The organism is Shewanella sp. YLB-07, assembly GCF_009377275.1.
Genome location: NZ_VOQB01000003.1, coordinates 570,470 through 592,720, shown reverse-complemented (window position 1 = coordinate 592,720; position 22,251 = coordinate 570,470). Strand labels below are relative to the sequence as shown.

Here is a 22,251-nt window from a genome sequence, read left to right as displayed (position 1 = left end):
TAAATACGAAATTCGCTGCATGTCTCGTCGCACTTAGGTATCAAACTAAGCTTACAATTATTCTTTCCTGGGAAAACAGGCTGCTTAAATTGAATAAATGGATAAGAACTGAGATTATTATTCGGTTTTGTTAAGCATATTCTGTTTTTAGTTCATTCAATTAAGTAGAATGTCCGACAATAAATGAGATGCCAAGAGATCAAAACGAGTCAGATGAGCCTTGTAGCAATCGGTATTAATCACAAAACAGCCACGGTTGACCTGCGTGAAAAGGTCGCGTTTTCACCAGATAAAATTCATGAAGCCATGAAGAGTCTGGCGAGGCATACCAAGACCGGTGAAGCTGTGATCATTTCAACCTGTAACCGTACTGAGCTGTATACCAACACCGCAGATGAAGCGGAGGTCGTGCGTTGGCTGGAAGAGTATCACCAACTTTCCCACGAGGAGGTTGAGTCGTGCCTATACAAATACCATGGTCAAGCGGTGGTGCAGCATTTGATGCGTGTCTCATCGGGGTTAGATTCACTGATCCTTGGCGAGCCGCAAATCTTAGGTCAGGTAAAGCAATCTTTTGCTAAGGCAAGAGAAGCCGGGACTGTCGCTATCACTATGGACCGCATGTTTCAAAATACGTTCTCGGTAGCCAAGAAAGTCAGAACTGAAACCGATATCGGTGCTGCCGCCGTGTCTGTGGCATTTGCAGCCGTTAGCATGGCTAAGCATATCTTCTCTGCACTGAGTGCGACTAAAGTCCTGCTTATCGGTGCAGGCGAGACAATTGAGCTGGTTGCCAGGCACTTAAAAGATAACGGTGTCGACTCTATGGTGGTGGCAAATCGTACACTTTCACGTGCCGAAGGCATGTGTGAGGAGTTCGGTGCAACGGCTATCACACTCGAGCAGATCCCTGATTTTCTCGCTCAGGCCGATATCGTGATATCATCTACGGCGAGTCCTTTACCGATACTCGGTAAAGGCATGGTAGAAAAAGCGCTGAAGCAGCGTCGTCATCAGCCTATGTTATTGGTTGATATCGCAGTTCCTCGTGATATTGAAGCCGAGGTAGCCGACCTTGACGATGCTTTCCTCTACACAGTGGATGACCTGCAAAGCATCATAGAACAGAATATGGCCTCAAGAAGAGAGGCTGCCGAGCAAGCTGAGATAATTGCAGAAGAAGAGTCACATCTTTTCATGGAGTGGATCCGCTCATTAGAGTCGGTAGACAGTATCCGTGAGTATCGAAGCCAAAGTATGGCGATAAAAGATGAGTTAGTTGAGCGAGCGATCAAAAAATTAGCCCAAGGTGGAGATAGCGAACAACTGCTACTCGAACTCGCCAATAAGTTAACCAATAAATTGATTCATGCACCAACTCAAGCTTTGACTGCTGCTAGCCGTCAAGGCGATCTTAATAGCATTGGCCAGCTCAGAACTGCGCTCGGATTAGATAAAAACTAAGGTTAATGTTTTAATGAAGGATAGTGTTATCCGCAAGCTTGAAGGCTTGCTTGAGCGTAATGAAGAAGTATTGGCTCTGTTGAGCGATCCTGGCGTTATTGCAGATCAGACGCGCTTTCGTGCGCTCTCGAAAGAGTATTCGCAGCTTGAAGATGTCGTTGCCGCATTCAAAGCCTTTCAGCAAGCGACAGAAGATCTAGACGCTGCGAAAGAGATGTTGAGCGAAAATGATCCTGAGATCAAAGAGATGGCTCAGGAGGAGATGAAAGAAGCTAAGTCTATCATCGAGAAGCTTGAAGATGAGCTGCAGATCTTACTGCTTCCAAAAGATCCTAACGATGACAACAATGCTTTCGTTGAAATTCGTGCCGGCGCGGGTGGCGATGAAGCCGCTATTTTTGCCGGTGATCTATACCGTATGTACAGTCGATATTTCGAATCTAATCGTTGGCAGACAGAGATAATGAATGCTAACGAGGGCGAGCATGGCGGCTTTAAAGAGATCATCATTAAAGTTTCCGGTGAAGGTGTATACGGCAGACTTAAGTTTGAGTCTGGTGGACACAGAGTCCAGCGCGTGCCAGAAACTGAATCTCAAGGCCGTGTTCATACCTCTGCTTGTACTGTTGCGGTCCTTGTCGAAGTACCGGAAGCCGAGGCGATTAAGATAAATCCGGCAGACTTGAAGGTCGATACGTTCCGCGCTTCGGGTGCAGGTGGACAACACGTCAACAAAACTGATTCAGCAATCCGTCTCACTCACATACCCTCGGGTATTGTGGTTGAATGCCAAGATCAACGTTCACAACATAAGAACCGTGCACAGGCCATGAGCGTGCTCACAGCCCGTATTCAAGCGGTTGAAGATGAGAAGCGTCGTAGCGTCGAAGAGAGCACCCGCCGTAACTTAGTCGGTAGTGGCGATCGATCCGAGCGTATTCGTACCTATAACTACCCCCAGGGACGCGTTAGCGATCATCGAATCAACCTGACTCTCTATCGTCTCAATGAGATCATGGAAGGTGAATTGGATGCGTTGGTCGTTCCCTTGATGCAAGAAAACCAAGCCGATATGTTAGCGGCCTTGTCTGAAGGGTGATCTTTTAGATCTCCTTCCACTTAACGCGCTTGAATTAAGCATCAAACTAAGGAAATCCCTTGCACCAGACTCTAGCTGGAGCCCTAGATTGGGCTTCACCCCAATTGGTTGATGTCTCAGATACACCTAAGCTTGATGCAGAGGTGATGTTACTACACATCATTCATAAACAGCGTGGTTACTTATATACTTGGCCCGATGAACGTCTAACATCGGATCAGGTTGTTGATTACACCAAGATGGTCCAACGTCGTGTGCTGGGTACTCCCATCGCACACATTGTTGGTGAGAGAGAGTTTTGGTCTCTGCCTTTCATGGTTAATCCTACGACACTTATTCCGCGTCCGGACACCGAAATTCTTGTAGAAACTGCGTTAAATCTTCCACTGGCAGAAAATGCGCAGGTGTTGGATTTAGGTACAGGAACCGGTGCTATCGCACTCTCCCTAGCTTATGAGAAAAAAGAGTGGCAGATCACCGCTGTCGATAAGATCATTGAGGCGGTGGCACTGGCAAAAGCGAATAGAGAGCATCTCAAGCTGCAACAGGTTCAGATCATCCAGAGTGACTGGTTTGATTCGGTAACCTGTTATGACTTTAATCTCATCGTCTCTAATCCGCCTTATATCGACGAGACAGATGCGCATCTGGATCAAGGTGATGTCAGGTTTGAGCCTCAGAGTGCGCTGACTGCGGGTGAGGCGGGCTTTGCCGATCTTTATCATATTGCCTCGAGTGCTCGAGACTATTTAGCCCCAGGCGGCTATCTTTTGCTGGAACATGGTTATCAGCAAGCCATTCCACTCAGGAAAAAGATGATAGAGCTCGGCTACGAGAACGTCGCTACCGTTCGAGATTTTGGTAGTAATGACAGGTGTACCTTAGGCCGATTCCCTCGTTAGCTTAGCCCCTTTAGATAAAGAGCACCGCTGAACATCAGTTCCTTCTCATAGGCTGAGTTTACAGCCTTGAGCGTGTTCTGAATAAGCTGAATTTTAATGCCATTGGTATCCATATACTGATGGCATTTTTGTTTGTAGAACAACAATATAAAAATATTTTTCTGGTGGGCTGAGTCCAACAAGCCATATGTTCAATGAAAACAGCATAGCGAATAAATACTAATATCTTGGCTATCAGCATAACCCATAATTAATTATTATAAGTAAATTAAGTAGAATGTTTATTTAATATATAAAATAATGATCGGTTAAGTGTTGGGTTTTATACTATAGGATATTATTAATATCATATATGGATCGTAGTTTAATATTGTTTTATTTTAAGTAAAGATTGTAAAGCATCTTGAATGCATCATGAGTATATTGTAAAAGTGATTTTTAGTTTTTTGGTAATTAACGTAATTGTTAATTAGTGTTACCCTCCCATATTAATTTTATCAGTTATTTATAAATATCACTTTTAAATTGTCATTGGGTGGGGGCTTATCTTTAATATTAATAATGAATGGATTAATAGGTAATGAATTTCAAAATAAGCTTTACTGCTCTAGTAATATTAACTACTTTTAACGCTACAGCTTATGAACAATATTCTGTATTTCAAGATAATATGGACATAAATACGGTTTTGTCTAACGTAGAACGCTTAACTCAAGTCAGAAAAAATGTTGCTGGTAACATATCGGTAGCTGGTACTTACCGTTATGATCACAACGGCAGAGTTACCCAGAGAGATTATGCAGATAGCAGGTTCGATTATGTCTATAACTCGGATGGTTTATTAATAACTGCTAGCGCTTTAATGAAGCATGGTGTGATAAATAGTTATGTTCGCCATACCAAAATCAACTTTATTTCTGAGTATACTTATAACGATCAAGGGAAAGTTATTCGAGAAAATAAGCAGGTTTTCAATGGTTTAACATCTAGCTTAGATAGTGTTCCGATCTCAACTTATCGAATAAAATACATCTACGATGAACGTGGAATGTTAATCAAAAGAACTCAGATCACTAAAAGTGGTGATGATCTTGGAAATCTTGAATTTCATTATACGTATCACAACGATGGTAAGTTAAGAAAAATTCAAGAAATCAAAAAAATAAGACCAAGAGAGAAAAGTACATTATTATTTCAATACCATAATAATGGTGAAATAAAAAAAGCCACACAGACTATCTTCGGGAAAGGAACGAAAACCATTGAGATGGAATATATCGATGATGGCTCACTTATCTATGGTGTGTACTATGCTGATCCAGTTAAAGAATGGAAAGTCGATATGGATTTTTTCGGACTTTCTTTCTATCCAATAAAAAAATTAACACAAACGGTAGAAGATCAAGTTACCTACTATAAATATTTATATAAAAATAATGATGGAGATCTTCTACCTGATAGTCTAACGCTGGAACTAACTCTACCAACGGGTGTTATTTATGATTTGAATTATATAATGGAAAATAAATAATTCCGGTCTAAAGTCCTTCACATGACGAACATTAATATCGTTGGATTTCGAATGGTATTTTATCGCATATATTAACGTTGTTCTCATGGTTATTATTTTAAAGGAAATTTCAATGAAAAAAACTAATATTGGCTTACCCTCGGTTGTTTTGTTTTCAGCATTGTGCGGAATTTATTCGCCTCTGTCTCTCGCGGTTGAAGGTAACGACGTAGCGGCCAGTGATGCACCTTATATGGTTTATTTGAAAGACGCTCACTGTAGTGGAACGATTATCGCACCCAAGACGGTGTTAACTGCGTCACACTGTGTATCTCAGGTAACGGTAGGGAGTTACGTGTATTTATTGCATTCAAGAGGTGAGGATTTTTCACATAATGGTGTTCGAGTGAAGGTGGTTAAGGATTATACGGCTACCCATATCTATCGCATTAATGGAGAGTTTGACAGGAGTAAATTTGATGACATTGCTATTTTAGAGCTGGAAAGTATGCCAGAAGGCGTAACTTGGTTACCCGTTTCAGCAAGCCCAATTCCACTAGAAGCCGAGGTTTATCCCATCGGATATTCAACATCAAATTTAAAGCGTATGCCTATACCTGCACGAGTTGCTGCAAAGGCGCATTCTCCGGACTATGAAAGAGAAGCATTTATGCGTTTTTGTCCAGATTCTATATATTTCTCTCGTGAGTATTTTACACAAGAGTATCCGTTCTCTAGCGTGTCAAATTGTAGTTGGCGAGAGACATCGCATGAAAAACTTGTAGAATCTGGTACTTATATACCCAATCAACACTCTATAACCATAGAAAACCCTCCTCTGGATCCGTCAGATACGAGATGGTCAATGAATGAGCTTGGTACGGTAGAAACGAAGTACTCTACTTTCAGAGGAGACAGTGGTGGTCCGCTGATTTTCGAGGGCAAGATCTACGGTGTTGCCAGCTCTGGAACGGATAGTTATAGCCAAATACATAACGTGGCTACATATTATGCAGGCTTCACGCGCCCTGGAATTATCCAATGGATTGTAGACACAGTTAAAGACATTCAAAGTCGTTCTGATGTATCTGCTATGAGTCATTCATTAGACCCTGAGCAGCGTGCAATCATATTTCCTGATTACTAAGAAAATGTAAGACTCAGATTTTCTGAAAGTGAATAAATAGGACATAACTTGGTTATGTCCGCCAAGGTGTCAGTGGTTTTACCCTGACACTATCCTCTATCCTTTTTGTGTTTCCGGAGTGAATCACTAAGCCATCAGAAGTGTGATACAAAGGTCACTTCATTAAGCTTAAGTAAAAGTTGTCGAGGAAGATTTGCTATGCCAAAGTATCAGCTTAAACCATTCACTTAATAGGCTAACCCAAGTTAGCCTTGGTAATGTCTGTCAGCTAAAACTGGCGAAATTATCAGCATAAAAAAATACGGCAGAGAAAGTTCAAAATTTATGTTTAAAATACGGTCTGTAATAGCGAGTGATATTGGTGATGGGGAAGGGGATCGGGTACACTACCGCCTTTGTCAGCCTAATAAGAGTTTTAAATGGAAACCCTAAACAGTTTTTATCCTGCTATTAAGCACGTTCATTTGACCTTCGTAGCCGCTAGCGTATTGTTTTTTTTAGTCCGTTTCGTGCTTCATATGCGTCAGTCTCCTATCATGGATAAGAAGCTGGTTAAAATCGCTCCCCATGTCATCGATACATTACTCTTATTATCTGGTTTGACCTTGTGTTTCGTCATTCAGCAATATCCCTTCGTCGACCCTTGGATCACCGAGAAGTTAGGCGCTGTTGTGGCATATATCCTTTTAGCTACTATTTCTTTAAAGGCTAACAAAGGAAAGCTATTCAAGGTGTTTGCTGCTTTCGGTGCGATTGCTTGGGTAGTATATGCCGCTAAGATAGCCATTTTTAAGCAAGCGGTGCTAATGGTCTAATGACAACTCTGACTCTGAAAGACAGTATTCAGTTGCCGGAAATGGCATTTGAAATTTCACAGCATCTGGGCTTCTCAAAACTCGAATCTGCCAAATGGGCTTGGTTAGAGATTGCGGGCTCAGTCTTGAGTCACTATGTAGCGGATCGTCATGAGAGATTAGATGGCCTTTTACATTGGTTTTACCACGACTTAGGTTTTTGCGCCCGTGAATCCTATTTTAGCGTTGAAGCCGCTGATTTGGGGGCTTGTGTCACCACGCGTCAGGGAAATAGTACGACTTTGGCCACAGTCTTGATGTTGCTCGCAAAGCAACTCGATCTAGAATTAGAGCCTTTGCTACTGCCTGGCACGACTGTGCTATGTAGCCGAATCGATGACAAGATCCGTTATATAGATCCGTTAACCGGTGATGACCTAACACGACATGAACTTCATGTGTTAGTGCGGGGAGAGCTCGGTAATGGCGTAGGCTTTAAACCGAGTTATCTTAAGCCTGTAAGCTTGAAGCGCCTGATCTCTAGAATGATACACGAGCTTAAAGCCGGCAGTATCGTCTCACATCAGTTTGAGCCAGCGATGGAGTGTTGTAATTTACTGCTTCAATGGCATTCAGATGATCTTAACCTTAATCGAGAACGTGCCTTTATCGCGCAACAGCTAGGTTGTATCAGTGTGGCCGCGGCGGACCTTAAACACTTTGTTGATAACAGCCCACATGATCCTGTGATTGAACTGGTTAAGATGCAACTCAAAGAGCTCAAGGGTAAACAAGAAGTTTATCATTAACATGTCTGTCAATAAGCAGGCTGTTACGGTTCAGAGGACGCATCGATAAGTGATTTTCATTAAATAACGAGTGGCAGGCAAGGATTCTGGTCACTCTCATTTAGCTCTATATTCGCCTGTATCGAGCCGTTAAACTAATCAAAAAGCAAGAAATACCAAAGCTAAACAATAACAAAAAAATAATAAGAATAATGCTATCGTAGGGGAGATAATACAGCATGAGTAGCACAGCCATAGTGACAAATGATGCCACGGCCTTGGGTCTGTTGGCAGCGGTTTTAGGTTTCGTTTTTTATACAAGTAACAGTAAACATCCTTTCTGGACTAAGTTTTACAAATTTATTCCCGCACTTCTCATGTGCTATTTCCTTCCCTCATTGCTTAACACCTTTAACGTCATCGATGGACACACCTCGCAGCTTTACTTCGTGGCATCAAGATACTTACTGCCGGCTTGTTTAGTCCTATTGATTTTAAGCGTCGATCTTAAAGCCATCTTCTCCCTAGGTCCAAAGGCCATAATCATGTTCCTGACTGGCACGGTGGGAATTGTGATCGGTGGACCTATCGCCTTGCTTATCATTTCAGCCATACATCCGGAAATTTTGGGTGTCACTGGGCCCGAAGCCGTTTGGCGTGGCATGACGACCTTAGCGGGAAGCTGGATCGGTGGTGGCGCGAATCAGGCTGCGATGAAAGAGATCTATGAGGCTGGTGGCGATATCTTCTCTATCATGGTCACTGTCGATGTGATTGTCGCCAACATCTGGATGGCTGTATTGCTGTTTATGGCTTCTAAGGCCAAGCAGATCGATGCCTGGACGGGGGCCGATACCAGGGCAATCGAAGAATTGAAAGACAAGGTAGAAAAGTACCACGCCGAAAACTCCCGAATTCCCAGTCTAAACGACTTGATGTTGATCGTGGCGGTTGGTTTTGGTGTTACGGGTCTAGCTCACGTATTTGCCGATTTCCTTGGACCCTTCTTCGAGGCTAACTATCCCTGGACCCGAGATTACAGTCTAACGTCTAAATTCTTCTGGTTGATCGTCACTGTAACGACTATTGGTCTGGCCATGTCATTCAGCCCTGTACGCCATTTGGAAGCTGCCGGGGCTTCAAAAGTTGCTTCGGTGTTCCTGTATATTCTCGTGGCAACTATTGGCTTGCATATGGATGTATCTAAGTTGGCAGATCCGGATAACTTATGGTATTTCGCCATCGGCATCATCTGGATGTTAGTTCATGCCAGCTTTATGCTCATTGTGGCTAAGCTGATTAAGGCACCGCTGTTTTATATGGCGGTGGGAAGCCAGGCCAATGTGGGCGGCGCGGCCTCTGCGCCTGTGGTCGCCGCAGCATTCCATCCTGCATTAGCACCTGTGGGTGTACTACTTGCGGTATTGGGCTATGCTGTTGGAACATATATGGCATGGATGTGTGGACAGCTATTACAGATAATCTCAACTCAAGGCCTGTAGGTTAAGAGTCGTGCTGTGAACTGGGTGAAGGTATATATAGCCTGGATATGTGGATAGCTGCTGAACTTATTTTGATTAACGCTAAGGCAATTGCCTTGGCCTTTTAGAGAGAATTATTGATGAGTAATAAAGTCATAGCTCTGGGTGCTATCGAGATAGCAAACGATAAACCTTTCGTGTTATTCGGTGGCATGAATGTGCTCGAATCTCGTGATTTAGCGATGAAAATCGCTGAAACATATGCCGAAGTGACGCAAAAGTTAGGTATTCCTTATGTTTTTAAAGCCTCATTCGATAAGGCTAATCGCTCGTCGATAAATTCATATCGTGGTCCCGGTATGGAAGAGGGGCTTAAGATCTTCCAGGAGATTAAGCAAACTTTTAATCTGCCTCTGATCACAGATGTGCACGAGATCCACCAGTGCGCGCCAGTGGCTGAAGTGGTCGATATCATTCAGTTACCTGCTTTTCTAGCTCGTCAAACTGATCTTGTGGTTGCCATGGCAAAAACCGGCGCCATCATCAATGTGAAGAAGCCGCAGTTTTTAGCGCCTCATGAGATGCGTCATATCATCACTAAGTTCAACGAAGCTGGTAATGACAATATTATTCTGTGTGAACGTGGATCTAGTTTTGGTTATAACAACCTGGTTGTCGATATGCTCGGCATGGATGAGATGAAGCAATCCGGCTATCCTGTTATCTTCGATGCCACTCATGCGCTTCAGCGTCCTGGTGGCCGTACTGATTCGGCTGGTGGACGCCGCGCTCAAGCAACCGAGCTTGCACGTAGTGGTATGGCATTAGGTTTAGCTGGTTTGTTTATTGAAGCACACCCGGATCCTGATAATGCTAAATGTGATGGACCATGTGCATTACCGCTGAATCAACTAGAAAACTACCTGAATCAGATGAAGGCTGTGGATGACCTAGTTAAGTCTTTCGATGCGATTGATACCAGTAAATAGTACTGGCCAACGGGTTATCGTAAAAGCCTCGGTCATTGACCGGGGCTTTTTTGTAGGTGGTTTTTACTCGGGATTAAGCTTGATTACAGATTGTGTCTGTATCCTACTTTAAAAAAGTCGCGTCTGTCTTTTACTGCAAAGAGCCTGAGCGCGTCAATAACAAAACAGAGGATGATGAACTATGGCAAATGAACAGATTGCCTCGGGTAAGCTTGGGCGGATTTTAGATGGTATCGAAAGGGTCGGTAATAAATTACCTGATCCGGCCATGTTATTTCTTATTTTACTTTTTGCGGTATGGGGATTATCAGCGCTACTGTCAGGAGTGAGTTTCGAGGCAATAGATCCTAGAACCAGTTCACCGATAGAAGTAAAAAACCTACTCAGTGCAGATGCGTTAACTCATTTCTTAACTAGTATGGTAACCACATTTACCGCCTTTGCACCCTTGGGGGTTGTGCTGGTTGCTATGTTAGGTGTGGGGGTTGCTGAGAATTCAGGTTTTATCAATACCGCGCTTAAAAAGATGCTTAAAGTGACACCGCTTAAGTTTCTTACTCCTGCTGTGGTTTTAGTGGGAATTATTTCTCATACTGCAACTGATGCAGGTTATGTGGTGGTTATCCCACTGGCTGGGGTGATTTTCTTTACCGTTGGTCGTCATCCACTAGCGGGTATTGCAGCAGCGTTCGCTGGTGTTTCTGGCGGTTTTTGCGCAAACTTTATTCCGTCAGGTATCGATCCACTGCTACAAAGCTTTACGCAATCGGCTGCGCAAATAGTCGATCCAGATATTCAAATTAATCCGTTGAATAACTGGTTCTTCGCGGCTTCCTCATGTATTCCTATTGTCTTAGTGATCTGGTACTTAACCGATAAGGTACTAGAGCCAAGGCTGAACCGCACCCACAAGGTGAATACTGAAGAGGTCGATGTGCCTTCTATGGAAGAAAGTACGCCTAAAGAGGAGAAAGCGTTTCGCGTAGCAAGTTTAGTCATGTTAGCAGCGATTATTGGTTTTTTCTCTCTTACTATTTCTGAAACTTCAACACTTAGAGATGCCAATGGCTCGTTAACCAGTTTCAGCGCCCCCTTGATGCAATCAATCGTGCCATTGATCTTCATCTTCTTCGTTATTCCTGGTGTGGTATATGGTTATATGACCGGTACCTTTAAAAACTCCAGTGATGTGGTTCAAGCCATGTCCAAATCTATGAGCGGTATGGCTCACTACATTGTGATGGCATTTTTCTGTGCTCAGTTTGTTGCGGCGTTTTCTGCATCCAATCTTGGGGCCTTGATTGCGGTAGAAGGAGCAAGTGGACTACAAGCGATGAACTTGCCTGCTGAGGTGACCGTTATAGGCATGATCATGCTAGTGGCGTTTGTGAACTTGTTTGTAGGGTCGTCATCGGCTAAATGGGCCTTGATCGGTCCGGTCTTAGTGCCTATGTTGATGCAGCTAAACATTAGCCCAGATCTCTCCCAAGCAGCCTATCGAGTCGGGGATTCCAGCTCAAATATCATTACCCCATTAATGCCTTATTTCCCACTTGTGGTGGTCTATTGTCAGCGTTATGTGAAAAACATAGGAATAGGTACCTTAATATCTATGATGTTGCCGTTTAGCTTATGTTTACTGGCGCTGTGGAGTAGCTGGTTATTGATTTACTGGTCGATCGGTCTGCCGCTAGGCTTGGGGGCCAGCTACACCTATTAAGCTGTGCATTCTCTGGTAAGCTAGCAATCATATTAAGCCTCGAACTTTTCGGGGCTTTTTTATGCAGATTATTCATTGTAGTCATAGTGAGTATATTTAACTTTCCCTGCTCTGATATCGCCTGTTGTTCATCTATGGGATATGCTTAGCCCCCTTTTTATTGTTTGTAAGAAGTAGTCGTACCCTATGTGGATCTTCTTTACCTTTCTCGCCGCCTGTATGCAGGCTTGGCGTAATGCATTTCAGAGTCAACTTAGCAAAGAGGTTAAGGTCGCCGGTGTCACCTTGGCACGCTTCCTGTGGGCAGGTCCCATAGCCGCACTCTATCTCGGCTGCCTGTATTTTTGGCAACCGGTGGGTATGCCTGAAATATCGCTTCAGTTCAGCCTATACGTGCTTGGTGCTTCAGCTGTGCAGATATTGGCAACGGTATTACTGGTGCAGCTGTTTAAACTTAAAAATTTCGCTGTTGGAGCCGGGCTTGCCAAGAGTGAGGCGCTTGTCGCTGCCGTGTTAGGCGTGTTGTTTTTTGGCACTCAGCTTACCGATTTAGGCTGGCTCGGTGTGCTAATAGGCGGCGTAGCGGTATTTATGATGAGTAGTGCCAAAGGGTTCAGAGGCATCTCATTTAAGACGGCTTTCATAGGTTTGGCCTGTGGTACTTTATTTGCACTGACTTCTCTCTGGGTTCGCCAGGCCAGTTTAATATTGGATTTACCTTTCCCTCACAGAGCTGCCTGGGTCTTACTTTTTGTCATCACTATTCAAACTCTGGTCTTGCTTGCCTATCTGTTAATCACAGACAAGCAGACATTAACGGCCTTGATAGAGCGACCCAGACTCACCTTACTCACTAGCATCACGAGTTGCCTGGGCTCTATTGGTTGGTTCAGCGCCATGTCACTTCAAGCCGTACCTTATGTGAAAACCTTAGGTCAGATTGAGGTTTTCTTCACCTTGTTAATAGCCATGTTTTGGCTCAAGCAGAAAGTAAAAATAAAAGATATGCTGGCACTGATACTCATCGCCTTGGCTGCAGTCTTAGTGATGTGGGGTTAAGACGGCGTCTAGATAATTACTTTCTATTAGGCTTGTTTATGCTTTTGGCTATGAAAGTGTTGTCTCGCTTTGTTACTCACTAGGATAACCATATGCGCGATAAGCGTACCCAATGTGGCTCCGGCAAGTAAGTCACCAAGAAAATGATAATTTTGTCCAAGTTGGCCGATGAACACTCCTAGCATACAGGCTAGCCAAACGGGTCGAAGACGCGGGAAGTGATACCAAAGCACTGTGGCTAGAGAGAAGGTAAATAGCGCATGGCCAGATGGGAATGAGTTGTAGGCAACACCCTGAGCAAAGGGATGAAATGCCTCAACGCCATCATTAATCCAAGATGGGTTGTCATTGACCCAGGTCTCTGGCCAGGTACGACCGAAAGCCATCTTGGCGGATACTCTCAATAAGCTGGCTAAGACAATAGTGGCGATGAGATTAATGATGAGTGAGCTAAAACGTTCGCGGCTGCGCTTAATTAAGACGCCTATAATGAAAATCGCCGCGATGACCTCGAGCACAGTTGGGATCTGGCTTAGTAACTTAAGTAATGTACCTGAATAGCCATGGGCATGCATGGCATCCGCAATGGGTCGGTCCCAGAAATTAATACTGACAATAGTCAAAGCCAACATAAAGCCGTAGCCAAGTAGCGCAGTCAGCACTCGATTCGATTCAAGTAAGGAGATATTTTTCATTGTTTTGCTGCAACGTAGAGAGTTTTCCCAGAAGATAGCCGGCTAATCTACCTGTTTGTGTGCCCAATTGCATCAAGACTTTGTTTAAGGGCTAAGAGACTGCTGTGTTGAAGTAAGAATACCGGTTAGCCTTGGGATTTTTTCCTCTTTTTCATTGCGATGGCTATGCATAAGGCAGCACCGCCCCAAGTAATGCACAGGGCCAAAGTCATCATGATAATGGCACCAGTTGTCATAAAGCGTCCTCCTTGTCTGATGTGAATAGGTTGATGATTAATGAGAGTAGCAGCATGGCTGCGATTAGCCCCCAACCCAGGATGATTTGATCTTTGATTGGATAGCCGCCATAACCGTCGGTGACGGTATTGATGAGGTTTTTTACTAAGATGATGGCGAGCATGGCGGGGCTGACAAATCGTAGACACAAGTCGAACCATAGGCCCACAGTAAATTCAGACAAGCGATTGGCATAATCCCTGATGTCGGCGATCTTAAATAACCAGGCGAGTATGATGAGTTCGATAAAACAGCTAAAGAGCAGGGCAACATTATTAATAAAGTAATCAACAAGGTCGAGAAGCAGTAAGCCGCCGTTGGTTGCAAAAGCCATAGAGGCAAAGAAGCCTGTACCGCAGACAAGGAAAGTAGCCTTTTTACGGGCCAGGTTTAGCTTGTCCATCACTGCTGATGTGACGGCTTCGATGATAGATATGTGAGAGCTTAACCCGGCAACCACCAATGCGAGAAAGAAGAGTGGCCCAAATATGTAGGGGGCAGGGAGTAAATTGATGGCAGCCGGAATGGTAACAAAGGCGAGACCTACACCAGAGGAAACTACTTCGGTCAGTTCCTTACCTTGCTCCTGTGCCATATAACCCAAGACGCCAAAAATCATGATCCCCGACATGATTGAGAAGCCACAATTAATTAATACTGTCATGAAGGCATTGTTGCTTATGTCTGATTTCTCAGGCAAGTAGCTTGAATAAGCCAGCATGATGGCAAAACCGACGCTGAGAGTGAAAAATATCTGTCCGTAGGCGGCGGACCAGACCTTAGCATCGAAAATTTTACTGAAATCTGGTTCAAACAGATAATTTAAGCCTTCCAGGGCTCCGGGGAGCATGATAATGCGTCCAATAAGTGTCAGCACCATGATGAAAAGTAAGGGCATCATGATCTTGCTGGCTCGCTCTATTCCGCCTCTGACCCCGGTGAAGATGGCGAGTGAAGTAATAGACCAGGCAATGGCCATAGGGATCGCGATATGCAGCTGAAACTGACCTAGTCGGGTGGGTGAGTTGTCTTCTAACTGTAAATACTCTTTGAAGAAGAAGGCATTGGTATCCGCGCCCCAACTCTGGGTGAACGAAAAACCGAGAAATGATATCGCCCAGCCAATGATGGCAACATAATAGATGGCGATAATGGCGGCGATAAAAACCTGAAACCAGCCTAACCACTCTAGTCTTAGTCCATAATTCTGTCCCAGCTTGGCAAATACCTTAGGGGCTGCGCCTCTTAGCTTATGGCCCAAGCTAAACTCCATGATCATGAAGGGGATGCCGGCTGAAATCATGGCAAACAGATAGGGAATGAAGAATGCACCACCGCCATTTTCATAGGCCATATAGGGAAATCGCCAGATATTCCCAAGGCCGATGGCGGAGCCCACAGCGGCGAGAATAAAGCCAACTCGCGAGTTCCACTGCTCTCTTTGCATAAACTAATCCATTGTTTTCAATCTACTGCCCAATGACCTAATAGTAGACTTAAAAATGAATTGCCGCATTTTGAAAATAGTTTATCAATTGGTCTGAAGGCAAAGTGATCAGCCTCCCAAATGGGATCAAACTAGGTAGTCAGCCTCGATTGCTTTTATGCGGTTTAGCAGTGAAAGGTTGACCTTGGCGGTTAACCCATGTTCCTTGGCTCTTTCGACTATGTAACCGTTGATACTGTCTATCTCAGTTCGACGTTTATTCGCTACATCTTGATGCATCGAAGAGAAGTTAGCGCTGGTGAGTTCGATAACACTGTACACTCGGTTGGTGAGTGCTAACTTGTTCAATTCAACCCCAGTGGCCATAGCGACATCCACCAGTTCAGTGACTATATCGCAGATTCGTTGCTCATATTGAGGTGCTGCGAGGGCTCCATTTGCACAGTTATCAATTGCTGTAAGCGGATTTATTGCCGCATTGATAGCCAGTTTCTGCCACAGAAACGGCAAAATGGGTTCGCACCACTCACCGTTGGGAATCGCGCTCAGCAACACCGGTTTCAGATCTGAAGGCATAGATGGACCACTGAGATGGCCTATCTGGGTGATTCCTGTGCCAGTTTGTTTGATCTGCCAAGTGCTTTGTTTGAATGCGCCCTGAGAGGTGGTACCTAAACTCAAACCTCTGCCTTGGAGGAAAGGCTCAACCTCAAGATGAGAACCTAAGCCATTATGAAGCAGGAGTATGTGACAGTTTCGGGGAAGCTGTGATATGACCGCTTTTAATGCGTCTTTGACCTGATAGGACTTTACACAGACGATGAGTAACTGAGTCTTGCTTAATAGTAGGCACTCACTTTCTTGTTTGTCGGAGGTTGTTATGCTGACAGTATGTGCTCTTGATTCTGTCTCATGACCGTCTAAATGGGTCAGGGTGAGCACTTGTTTCCCTTGGGTCTTTCCCCGGGTAATAAAATAGGGGGAAAGTTCGGCCCTGACTAGCTGATGATAAATCAACTGTCCGATGGCGCCAGCGCCAAGGATGGCAATCGATGGGTTATACATAAGTGTCCTTGCCGAGTTTAGGGCCATGATTAGCGTTTACTAAAGGCTAGCGATTACGCTAGATTAGCTATTTTCCAGATTAAGGGGATTCGGTGAGCTTAGTGGCACGAAAGTAGCGCTGGTAACTCCAAAGGCAGAAATAGAAGAGAAGAATACCTGCCATATCGGCGATGAAGTCTGCCACAGAGGCTGTGCGATAGGGCAATCTGGCTTGAACGAGTTCAATGAAGATGGCATAAACCGACAGCGTCGCTGTAAGCAGATACCACTTAGGCTTAAATGCTAAATATGTCAGTAAAGATAAACAGAAGAAGCTACCAAGATGGCCGACCTTATCCATATTTGAAAAAAGCTGAGGATAATGCGGCCTGGAAAAGACCAGGTAACTGATGACTATCAATGCTATGACCAGAATAAGCCTAAAAATATGTCGTTTAGAGATCAAAATTTCTTATGTGTCTTGTTGTTTTTTTTATCATAAAAAAATCGCGAGCCCTTGTCACTATTAAACTCTCGTTTCTAGTGGGTTATTAAGTCGAATTAATACACTGACAGGAAGAAGTCACCCAGTATAAATAACTTTAATAGCTTAAATACGGTAAACTAGCGCCACTAAATTATGCTAATAGGACACTTGAAATGCCATCAATGGATATAGTTTCTGAAGTCGACGAAGTTGAACTACGTAATGCGGTCGATAACTCGGTACGTGAACTTAAGAGTCGTTTCGACTTTCGCGGCAAAGAAGCGAGCATCGAATATAAAGATCATATCGTGACGCTATCTGCTGAAGATGACTTTCAGTGCCAACAATTGGTTGATATTTTACGCATGCAGATGAGTAAGCGTAACGTTGACCCGGCATCTATGGATGTCGATGATAAAGCGATTCACAGCGGAAAAACCTTCTCATTGAAAGTTAAATTCAAAGAAGGCATCGAAACCTTAATTGCAAAGAAGTTAGTTAAGAAGATAAAAGACAGCAAGCTTAAAGTTCAGTCTTCAATTCAAGGTGATTCGGTTCGTGTCACAGGTAAGAAACGTGACGACCTGCAGGCTGTGATGGCGCTGGCTCGCGAAGCCGATTTAGGTCAACCATTCCAGTTTAATAACTTCAGAGATTAACTTTTTCTACGAGAGAAAGTTAAAATAAAGACGCTTAAAGAACAGCACTTTAAGCATCTTTTTTGTTTTTAGATGAAAGAGAAATACCAACAGCCAAGGCTAAGTTTTAGTCATCTAAGCTTCACTTGATGCGTCAGTCATGCCGTCATTAACCTTATTCAGCTCATTATGGCGTGTGCGTTTATCGACAATATACACAAGCAGTAGAACCGGAAAGCCAATAAGACTGGCGGCGATGAAGAAGTTCACATAACCGAAGCTATCGACATAGACTCCGGAGAATCCGGCAATGAACTTAGGGAAAAGTAACATGATGGATGAGAGTAGGGCGTATTGAGTCGCACTGTATCCTGTGCTCGTTAAGCTGGATAGATAGGCGATGAAGGCTGCCGTGGCAATGCCTGCACTGAAATTATCGATAGAAATTGCCAAGGTTAAAAATGGCACGTTATAGCCTATTACAGCTTGCCAGGCGAAGAGTAAGTTAGTTACAGCCACCAACAAGGCGCCGATGAAGAGTATCTTCATGGTGCCATATCTGGCGATCAATAAACCGCCAAATCCTGCACCTACTAGCGTCATGATCAGGCCATAAACTTTACTGATTGTTGCTATCTCTGTCTTAGTGAAGCCCATATCAACATAAAATACATTTGCCATGATCCCCATGACGATATCTGAGATGCGGTAACAGGATATCAGTAATAAGATCAGTATGGCGTTGCGCCCATAGCGCTTGAAAAAATCCATAAATGGCAACACGCTGGCCGTGTATAGCCAAGATAAGGTATTGGCGATGACCTTAGGGTAGCGCTGTTTCAACTCTTGCATAATGAGCTGCTCTTGCTCGTCGGCCTGTTTAACCTCTACGTCCGGCTCTTTACAAAATAGTGTGGTCAGAATGCCTACGGACATCAGGCCTGCCATGATCATATAGGCCATTTGCCAGGACAATAGGTTGTATTCATCGTTACCTGGGGTGACCCAAGCTGCAATGGTTAATGCGCCCGCGGTGGCAATGATCATCGCACTGCGATAGCCCACTTGATATGCCGCCGCGAGAGCGGCTTGCATCTTCTCCGGTGCTGACTCTATTCTAAAGGCATCGATGACGATATCTTGGGTGGCGGAGGCAAAGGCGACCATAAGCGCAAACAGTGCCAGTCTCTCAAGATCTTTGACTGGATCGCTGAAAGACATGCCTAAAATGGCTCCCACCAAGAGTATTTGAGCAAATAGCATCCAGCCTCGTCTGCGTCCCAGTAACCTAGTGAAGATGGGTAGAGACAGTCTGTCAACCAGAGGGGACCAGGCCCACTTGAATCCGTAAGCGAGGGCAATCCAGCTAAAATATCCGATGGCAGTTCTGTCTATGCCCGACTCTCTTAACCAGAATGAGAGTGTCGAGAACACCAACATCAAGGGCAGACCGGCGGAAAAACCGAGCAGAAGCAGGACTAAGACACGTTTGTGGCAGTAAATCGAGAAAGCGTCTTTGACTTGGCCAAGCTTGGAAGAGACTGAAGAGGACATAGGGAGACTTAAGAGATACTAATCGACCTAGCTTAATACCAAATAGTTCAAATGACTAGCTTAAGTCGGCACAAAAAAAGCCCAAACGCTATGGTTCGGGCTTTGAGTTTACGTTTGTTCAGCTCTTAGAATAAAGATAAAGAGCGTTAGGAGTTAGGTCTGATACCAATGCAGTTATTTGGCACTTGGCCACCGAGATTAAGATAATCACAACATTCATCAACTTGCTTACGCAGGTATTGATTGCCGCGGATCATCCAATCGGGCCATCTGTCAAAGGCATGTAGTAGATGCCAGAACACTCTCTCCATATCTGACTGCGCGTCACCCTGATGATTGAACTGTTGCCATTCTTCTAGGGTGTCCCATAGATATAACTGGACCTCATTAAAATCGAGCTGATCTCTCAGAAACGCTTTTCCATATTGGGCCAGCTGGGGCGCTTTATTATCGATGAACTCATTTGGGGTCATCAAGTCGCCTCCTTATTACAACGTAATCAGTATAGGACTAAAAATTAAACCGTGAACAATATTTGTGAAAAATATTGAACGTTTTTGAATTGAATTCATGTTTGGCTATATTTTTTAGTTACTTATTTCGATACAGATTAAGTTTAAATATCTATTTAAGCGCTATTTTCGAGGTAACAGCGTCGCTTTCTTTAAAATGATATCTTCAACAGGAAAGTCAGGCCAGTCTAGCTTATTGTTGTGTTCTGTCGCCACGGCGGCCATTGCAACAAGCACCTCTTCGCCTTGGGTGACTTCACCAAAGACGGCATATCCCCAACGTCTCGATGACGGGTCTAAGCGCTCATTATCTGCAACATTGAAATAGAATTGGCTGGTGGCCGAATGAGGATTGTTATCCCTTGCCATGGCGATAGTGCCGAAGCTGTTCGATAGTCCATTACCGGATTCGTTAACGATAGGAGCATCATAGGGTTTCTCTTCCTGCTTAAGGTCGAGTCCACCGCCTTGAACCACAAAGTCGGCGATGACACGATGGAACAGGGTGTTGTTGTAATGACCTTTAACGACATAAGTGAGAAAATTATCCACTGTGATAGGGGCTCGGGTTCTGTCCAGCTCCACCACAATTTTTCCCATGCTAGTGTCGAGCTCAACTTGAGGGTAAAGAGTATTAGGCTGAATATCTATGGCCAAGGCCATGGAGCTTAGACTCATGCTCAAGCCGAGCATCAATAAGGTGCAAATTCTACGAAACATAGGGCTTCCCTGTTTAGTTCAAAATTATTTTGGAACTGGCTTAGCGCCGATTATTGTTGGATAAATTGATTGAGCTCAGGGTCGTTGAGTATGTCGCCGCTGAGTTGGCCGAGTAATTTATTCATTTCAAGCTCTAAAGTGGCAAAATCTGCACTAAACGGGCCCGATAATGTGCCCCGAGCCGAGTAACGCTTGGTCAACTCTTGACTAGAATTTTTGACGATAACATTAATGATGATATTGCTCTTGGCCTCGAAACCGAAGATCGATTCAGTCACATCGGTGAGCAGCTGTTCTAACTGTATCTGCATATGCTTGACTGAGCTTGGATCTATTTGATAACCCGCTTGGGTAAATCCTGCACGAAAGACACTATCAATCTGCTTTCTTGGGGCCTCTGAGGGACTGACTAATTTGGCCGCATCGTCACCATTGTTAAATCTTACGATGAAATTGGCCGAACGAGTATCTATTGTCTCGATGGCAAGTGCCTGATGAGAGTTCGTTTGTTTTTGAACCTCTGGCACTTGTGGATTCAAGGCGATATGACTCGGAGTTTGGCTGGCACAGGCCGAGAGTAAAACAGATGCAGTGAACAATAGAATGAGACGTTTCATTTGCTGATTTTCTTATTTGAGTAATATCAAAAACTAGGTGGTGTCAGCATACCAGAAATGATTTTGGTTTCCACAGCTAGTCTACTTGCTCAGTTTGTTAAGCTAAATGAATCGAAGATTTGACTTTGATCTCGAATCCCATCAGGTTAGAGTAAAAGTTCAAATTATATACAGGATGTGTTTAATGGGATTAGCGCAGACTAGCTGCGATTGGCAAGCTAATAAAATATCAACAATGGCAGCACCGAAGGAACTCATGGATGGTCAAGGTAAGCCTATTTTGGGTTATTTTGATGGGCCAGTAACGGACTTAGCGCTAGACAAGTTTGCCTACTTCAATGAAATGGATAAGCCAGTATCATCCTTGAAGAAGCACTTTCATTTCAAACAGTTTCAATTTGTTAGTCTGGTGACCCCCAGATACATCATAGGCGTGGCCATCGCCGATATTCGCTATGTTGGCAGCGCTTTTTGCTATCTCTATGACATCAGTAAGAATCAAATAACGGAAACATCTTGGCTTAAACCCCCTGGAATGGGTTATCAGATGGAGCCTTCTCCTCTGTCTTCCAGCGCTAAGATAAGCAGCAAAAAGGGGAGCATTGAATTTAACTTGCGCGAGGGTGTGTGGCATCTGGCTATCTCAACGAAGTCTATCGAGGCCGAGCTTGAACTCGAATCACCTCCCTTGAGTCTGCCCATCTCACTCTGTACCCCGACGGGATATAGTGGCTGGACCTATACCCAGAAACATAATGGCTTAAAGCCCAAGGGAAACTTGACCATTCACGACGAGCCTCAGCCACTGAACCAGGCACTGGCGGGATACGATTTTTCCGCTGGATATATGCGCCGTGAGACGAGCTGGCGTTGGGCGAGTATCAATGCCCATACACAAGATGGGATCATAGGCTTGAATTTAGCCGCCGGTGTGAATGAGACCGGCGGCAGTGAAAATGTATTTTGGGTCAATGGCGAGCGACACCTTCTAGGTCCGGTACATTTCGAGTTTACCCGAGATGCTGGCAGTGCTGAACCTACGCCTGCCGCGAGTTGGCTTATCTATTCCGATAATGGTCAAATAGAGCTGAATTTTCAGCCCAAAAACTGCCGCTCAGAGAAACTAAACCTCTGGCTGTTAAAGAGTAACTTCAGGCAGTATGTTGGTCACTATTCGGGCCAGATAATAGATAACTTAGGCAACAAGCATACCTTGCACAATGTCATGGGCCTCACCGAAGATCATTTTGCCCGTTGGTAGAGCCGAGTTTAGCTTTGGCATCACCGAGTGTCCTTAGTACTTAGATA

The 22,251-nt window shown here is 44.3% G+C and carries 22 protein-coding genes; 13 read left to right on the top strand and 9 right to left on the bottom strand.

Features of this window, described 5'->3' with window-relative positions:
• Positions 1-213: 213 nt before the first annotated feature.
• The 11 genes from hemA to FS373_RS09370 all read left to right on the top strand — a co-directional run bounded on the left by hemA (position 214) and on the right by FS373_RS09370 (position 12,953).
• The gene (gene hemA / locus FS373_RS09420; RefSeq protein WP_144045306.1) at positions 214-1,464 is read left to right on the top strand and encodes a glutamyl-tRNA reductase; all 1,251 of its coding nucleotides are present in this window, start codon (positions 214-216) and stop codon (positions 1,462-1,464) included.
• 13 nt (positions 1,465-1,477) lie between these two features.
• Positions 1,478-2,563: a peptide chain release factor 1 gene (prfA, locus tag FS373_RS09415; RefSeq protein ID WP_152829302.1), complete on the top strand. Its 1,086-nt coding sequence runs from the start codon at positions 1,478-1,480 to the stop codon at positions 2,561-2,563.
• 59 nt (positions 2,564-2,622) lie between these two features.
• Entirely contained in the window at positions 2,623-3,465 is an 843-nt protein-coding gene (gene prmC / locus FS373_RS09410) for a peptide chain release factor N(5)-glutamine methyltransferase (RefSeq protein WP_144045307.1), read from the top strand.
• Positions 3,466-4,045: 580 nt separating this feature from the next.
• Positions 4,046-4,996 (top strand): hypothetical protein, encoded by a 951-nt coding sequence (locus tag FS373_RS09405; RefSeq protein WP_152829301.1) that lies wholly within the window; start codon positions 4,046-4,048, stop codon positions 4,994-4,996.
• Between the two features lie 112 nt (positions 4,997-5,108).
• Positions 5,109-6,122 carry a trypsin-like serine protease gene (locus FS373_RS09400; protein WP_144045309.1) on the top strand — a complete coding sequence of 338 codons (1,014 nt, stop codon included), beginning with the start codon at positions 5,109-5,111 and terminating at the stop codon, positions 6,120-6,122.
• A 419-nt stretch (positions 6,123-6,541) separates the two neighbouring features.
• A complete protein-coding gene (locus FS373_RS09395) occupies positions 6,542-6,937 on the top strand; it encodes a SirB2 family protein (protein WP_144045310.1) in 396 nt (131 codons plus the stop codon).
• Complete coding sequence (locus FS373_RS09390) at positions 6,937-7,725, top strand: tetratricopeptide repeat protein (protein ID WP_144045311.1); 789 nt, start codon at positions 6,937-6,939, stop codon at positions 7,723-7,725. Before FS373_RS09395 ends, FS373_RS09390 begins: the two co-directional genes overlap by 1 nt.
• Before the next feature lie 218 nt (positions 7,726-7,943).
• On the top strand, positions 7,944-9,206 hold the full coding sequence (locus tag FS373_RS09385) for a DUF819 domain-containing protein (RefSeq protein WP_144045312.1): 1,263 nt from the start codon (positions 7,944-7,946) through the stop codon (positions 9,204-9,206).
• A gap of 119 nt (positions 9,207-9,325) precedes the next feature.
• The gene (kdsA, locus tag FS373_RS09380; RefSeq protein ID WP_144045313.1) at positions 9,326-10,174 is read left to right on the top strand and encodes a 3-deoxy-8-phosphooctulonate synthase; all 849 of its coding nucleotides are present in this window, start codon (positions 9,326-9,328) and stop codon (positions 10,172-10,174) included.
• Between the two features lie 181 nt (positions 10,175-10,355).
• Positions 10,356-11,894 (top strand): AbgT family transporter, encoded by a 1,539-nt coding sequence (locus tag FS373_RS09375; protein WP_144045314.1) that lies wholly within the window; start codon positions 10,356-10,358, stop codon positions 11,892-11,894.
• Positions 11,895-12,080: 186 nt separating this feature from the next.
• Entirely contained in the window at positions 12,081-12,953 is an 873-nt protein-coding gene (locus tag FS373_RS09370; protein WP_144045315.1) for a DMT family transporter, read from the top strand.
• Positions 12,954-12,979: 26 nt separating this feature from the next.
• Here the strand turns inward: FS373_RS09370 and FS373_RS09365 are convergent, their stop codons facing one another.
• The 5 genes from FS373_RS09365 to FS373_RS09345 form a co-directional block, all read right to left on the bottom strand.
• Positions 12,980-13,648, bottom strand: coding sequence for a phosphatase PAP2 family protein (locus FS373_RS09365; RefSeq protein WP_144045316.1), 669 nt, complete (start codon positions 13,646-13,648; stop codon positions 12,980-12,982).
• Between the two features lie 125 nt (positions 13,649-13,773).
• Positions 13,774-13,884 carry a methionine/alanine import family NSS transporter small subunit gene (locus tag FS373_RS09360; protein WP_152829300.1) on the bottom strand — a complete coding sequence of 37 codons (111 nt, stop codon included), beginning with the start codon at positions 13,882-13,884 and terminating at the stop codon, positions 13,774-13,776.
• Positions 13,881-15,371 carry a sodium-dependent transporter gene (locus tag FS373_RS09355; RefSeq protein WP_144045318.1) on the bottom strand — a complete coding sequence of 497 codons (1,491 nt, stop codon included), beginning with the start codon at positions 15,369-15,371 and terminating at the stop codon, positions 13,881-13,883. Before FS373_RS09355 ends, FS373_RS09360 begins: the two co-directional genes overlap by 4 nt.
• Before the next feature lie 126 nt (positions 15,372-15,497).
• Complete coding sequence (locus FS373_RS09350) at positions 15,498-16,436, bottom strand: ketopantoate reductase family protein (RefSeq protein WP_144045319.1); 939 nt, start codon at positions 16,434-16,436, stop codon at positions 15,498-15,500.
• Positions 16,437-16,515: 79 nt separating this feature from the next.
• A complete protein-coding gene (locus tag FS373_RS09345; RefSeq protein ID WP_185976969.1) occupies positions 16,516-16,881 on the bottom strand; it encodes a VanZ family protein in 366 nt (121 codons plus the stop codon).
• A gap of 194 nt (positions 16,882-17,075) precedes the next feature.
• On the opposite strand from FS373_RS09345, the gene FS373_RS09340 reads away from it, so the two are divergent.
• Entirely contained in the window at positions 17,076-17,561 is a 486-nt protein-coding gene (locus FS373_RS09340; protein ID WP_144045321.1) for a YajQ family cyclic di-GMP-binding protein, read from the top strand.
• Between the two features lie 114 nt (positions 17,562-17,675).
• On the opposite strand, the gene FS373_RS09335 is transcribed toward FS373_RS09340, so the two are convergent.
• The 4 genes from FS373_RS09335 to FS373_RS09320 form a co-directional block, all read right to left on the bottom strand.
• Complete coding sequence (locus tag FS373_RS09335) at positions 17,676-19,094, bottom strand: AmpG family muropeptide MFS transporter (protein ID WP_144045322.1); 1,419 nt, start codon at positions 19,092-19,094, stop codon at positions 17,676-17,678.
• Between the two features lie 146 nt (positions 19,095-19,240).
• The gene (locus tag FS373_RS09330) at positions 19,241-19,567 is read right to left on the bottom strand and encodes a hypothetical protein (protein ID WP_144045323.1); all 327 of its coding nucleotides are present in this window, start codon (positions 19,565-19,567) and stop codon (positions 19,241-19,243) included.
• A 162-nt stretch (positions 19,568-19,729) separates the two neighbouring features.
• The gene (locus FS373_RS09325) at positions 19,730-20,326 is read right to left on the bottom strand and encodes a peptidylprolyl isomerase (RefSeq protein ID WP_144045324.1); all 597 of its coding nucleotides are present in this window, start codon (positions 20,324-20,326) and stop codon (positions 19,730-19,732) included.
• Positions 20,327-20,376: 50 nt separating this feature from the next.
• Positions 20,377-20,943 (bottom strand): YajG family lipoprotein, encoded by a 567-nt coding sequence (locus FS373_RS09320; protein ID WP_144045325.1) that lies wholly within the window; start codon positions 20,941-20,943, stop codon positions 20,377-20,379.
• 184 nt (positions 20,944-21,127) lie between these two features.
• Between FS373_RS09320 and FS373_RS09315 the strand changes: the two genes are divergently transcribed.
• Entirely contained in the window at positions 21,128-22,204 is a 1,077-nt protein-coding gene (locus FS373_RS09315; RefSeq protein ID WP_152829299.1) for a DUF2804 domain-containing protein, read from the top strand.
• Positions 22,205-22,251: the final 47 nt, after the last annotated feature.

Excerpts from the sequence above, each read along its gene's own strand:
- hemA (WP_144045306.1), top strand. The coding sequence starts at position 214 with ATGAGCCTTGTAGCAATCGGTATTAATCACAAAACAGCCACGGTTGAC.
- prfA (WP_152829302.1), top strand. The coding sequence starts at position 1,478 with ATGAAGGATAGTGTTATCCGCAAGCTTGAAGGCTTGCTTGAGCGTAAT.
- FS373_RS09405 (WP_152829301.1), top strand. The coding sequence starts at position 4,046 with ATGAATTTCAAAATAAGCTTTACTGCTCTAGTAATATTAACTACTTTT.
- FS373_RS09400 (WP_144045309.1), top strand. The coding sequence starts at position 5,109 with ATGAAAAAAACTAATATTGGCTTACCCTCGGTTGTTTTGTTTTCAGCA.
- FS373_RS09395 (WP_144045310.1), top strand. The coding sequence starts at position 6,542 with ATGGAAACCCTAAACAGTTTTTATCCTGCTATTAAGCACGTTCATTTG.
- FS373_RS09390 (WP_144045311.1), top strand. The coding sequence starts at position 6,937 with ATGACAACTCTGACTCTGAAAGACAGTATTCAGTTGCCGGAAATGGCA.
- FS373_RS09385 (WP_144045312.1), top strand. The coding sequence starts at position 7,944 with ATGAGTAGCACAGCCATAGTGACAAATGATGCCACGGCCTTGGGTCTG.
- kdsA (WP_144045313.1), top strand. The coding sequence starts at position 9,326 with ATGAGTAATAAAGTCATAGCTCTGGGTGCTATCGAGATAGCAAACGAT.
- FS373_RS09375 (WP_144045314.1), top strand. The coding sequence starts at position 10,356 with ATGGCAAATGAACAGATTGCCTCGGGTAAGCTTGGGCGGATTTTAGAT.
- FS373_RS09370 (WP_144045315.1), top strand. The coding sequence starts at position 12,081 with ATGTGGATCTTCTTTACCTTTCTCGCCGCCTGTATGCAGGCTTGGCGT.
- FS373_RS09365 (WP_144045316.1), bottom strand. The coding sequence starts at position 13,648 with ATGAAAAATATCTCCTTACTTGAATCGAATCGAGTGCTGACTGCGCTA.
- FS373_RS09360 (WP_152829300.1), bottom strand. The coding sequence starts at position 13,884 with ATGACAACTGGTGCCATTATCATGATGACTTTGGCCCTGTGCATTACT.
- FS373_RS09355 (WP_144045318.1), bottom strand. The coding sequence starts at position 15,371 with ATGCAAAGAGAGCAGTGGAACTCGCGAGTTGGCTTTATTCTCGCCGCT.
- FS373_RS09350 (WP_144045319.1), bottom strand. The coding sequence starts at position 16,436 with ATGTATAACCCATCGATTGCCATCCTTGGCGCTGGCGCCATCGGACAG.
- FS373_RS09340 (WP_144045321.1), top strand. The coding sequence starts at position 17,076 with ATGCCATCAATGGATATAGTTTCTGAAGTCGACGAAGTTGAACTACGT.
- FS373_RS09335 (WP_144045322.1), bottom strand. The coding sequence starts at position 19,094 with ATGTCCTCTTCAGTCTCTTCCAAGCTTGGCCAAGTCAAAGACGCTTTC.
- FS373_RS09330 (WP_144045323.1), bottom strand. The coding sequence starts at position 19,567 with ATGACCCCAAATGAGTTCATCGATAATAAAGCGCCCCAGCTGGCCCAA.
- FS373_RS09325 (WP_144045324.1), bottom strand. The coding sequence starts at position 20,326 with ATGTTTCGTAGAATTTGCACCTTATTGATGCTCGGCTTGAGCATGAGT.
- FS373_RS09320 (WP_144045325.1), bottom strand. The coding sequence starts at position 20,943 with ATGAAACGTCTCATTCTATTGTTCACTGCATCTGTTTTACTCTCGGCC.
- FS373_RS09315 (WP_152829299.1), top strand. The coding sequence starts at position 21,128 with ATGGGATTAGCGCAGACTAGCTGCGATTGGCAAGCTAATAAAATATCA.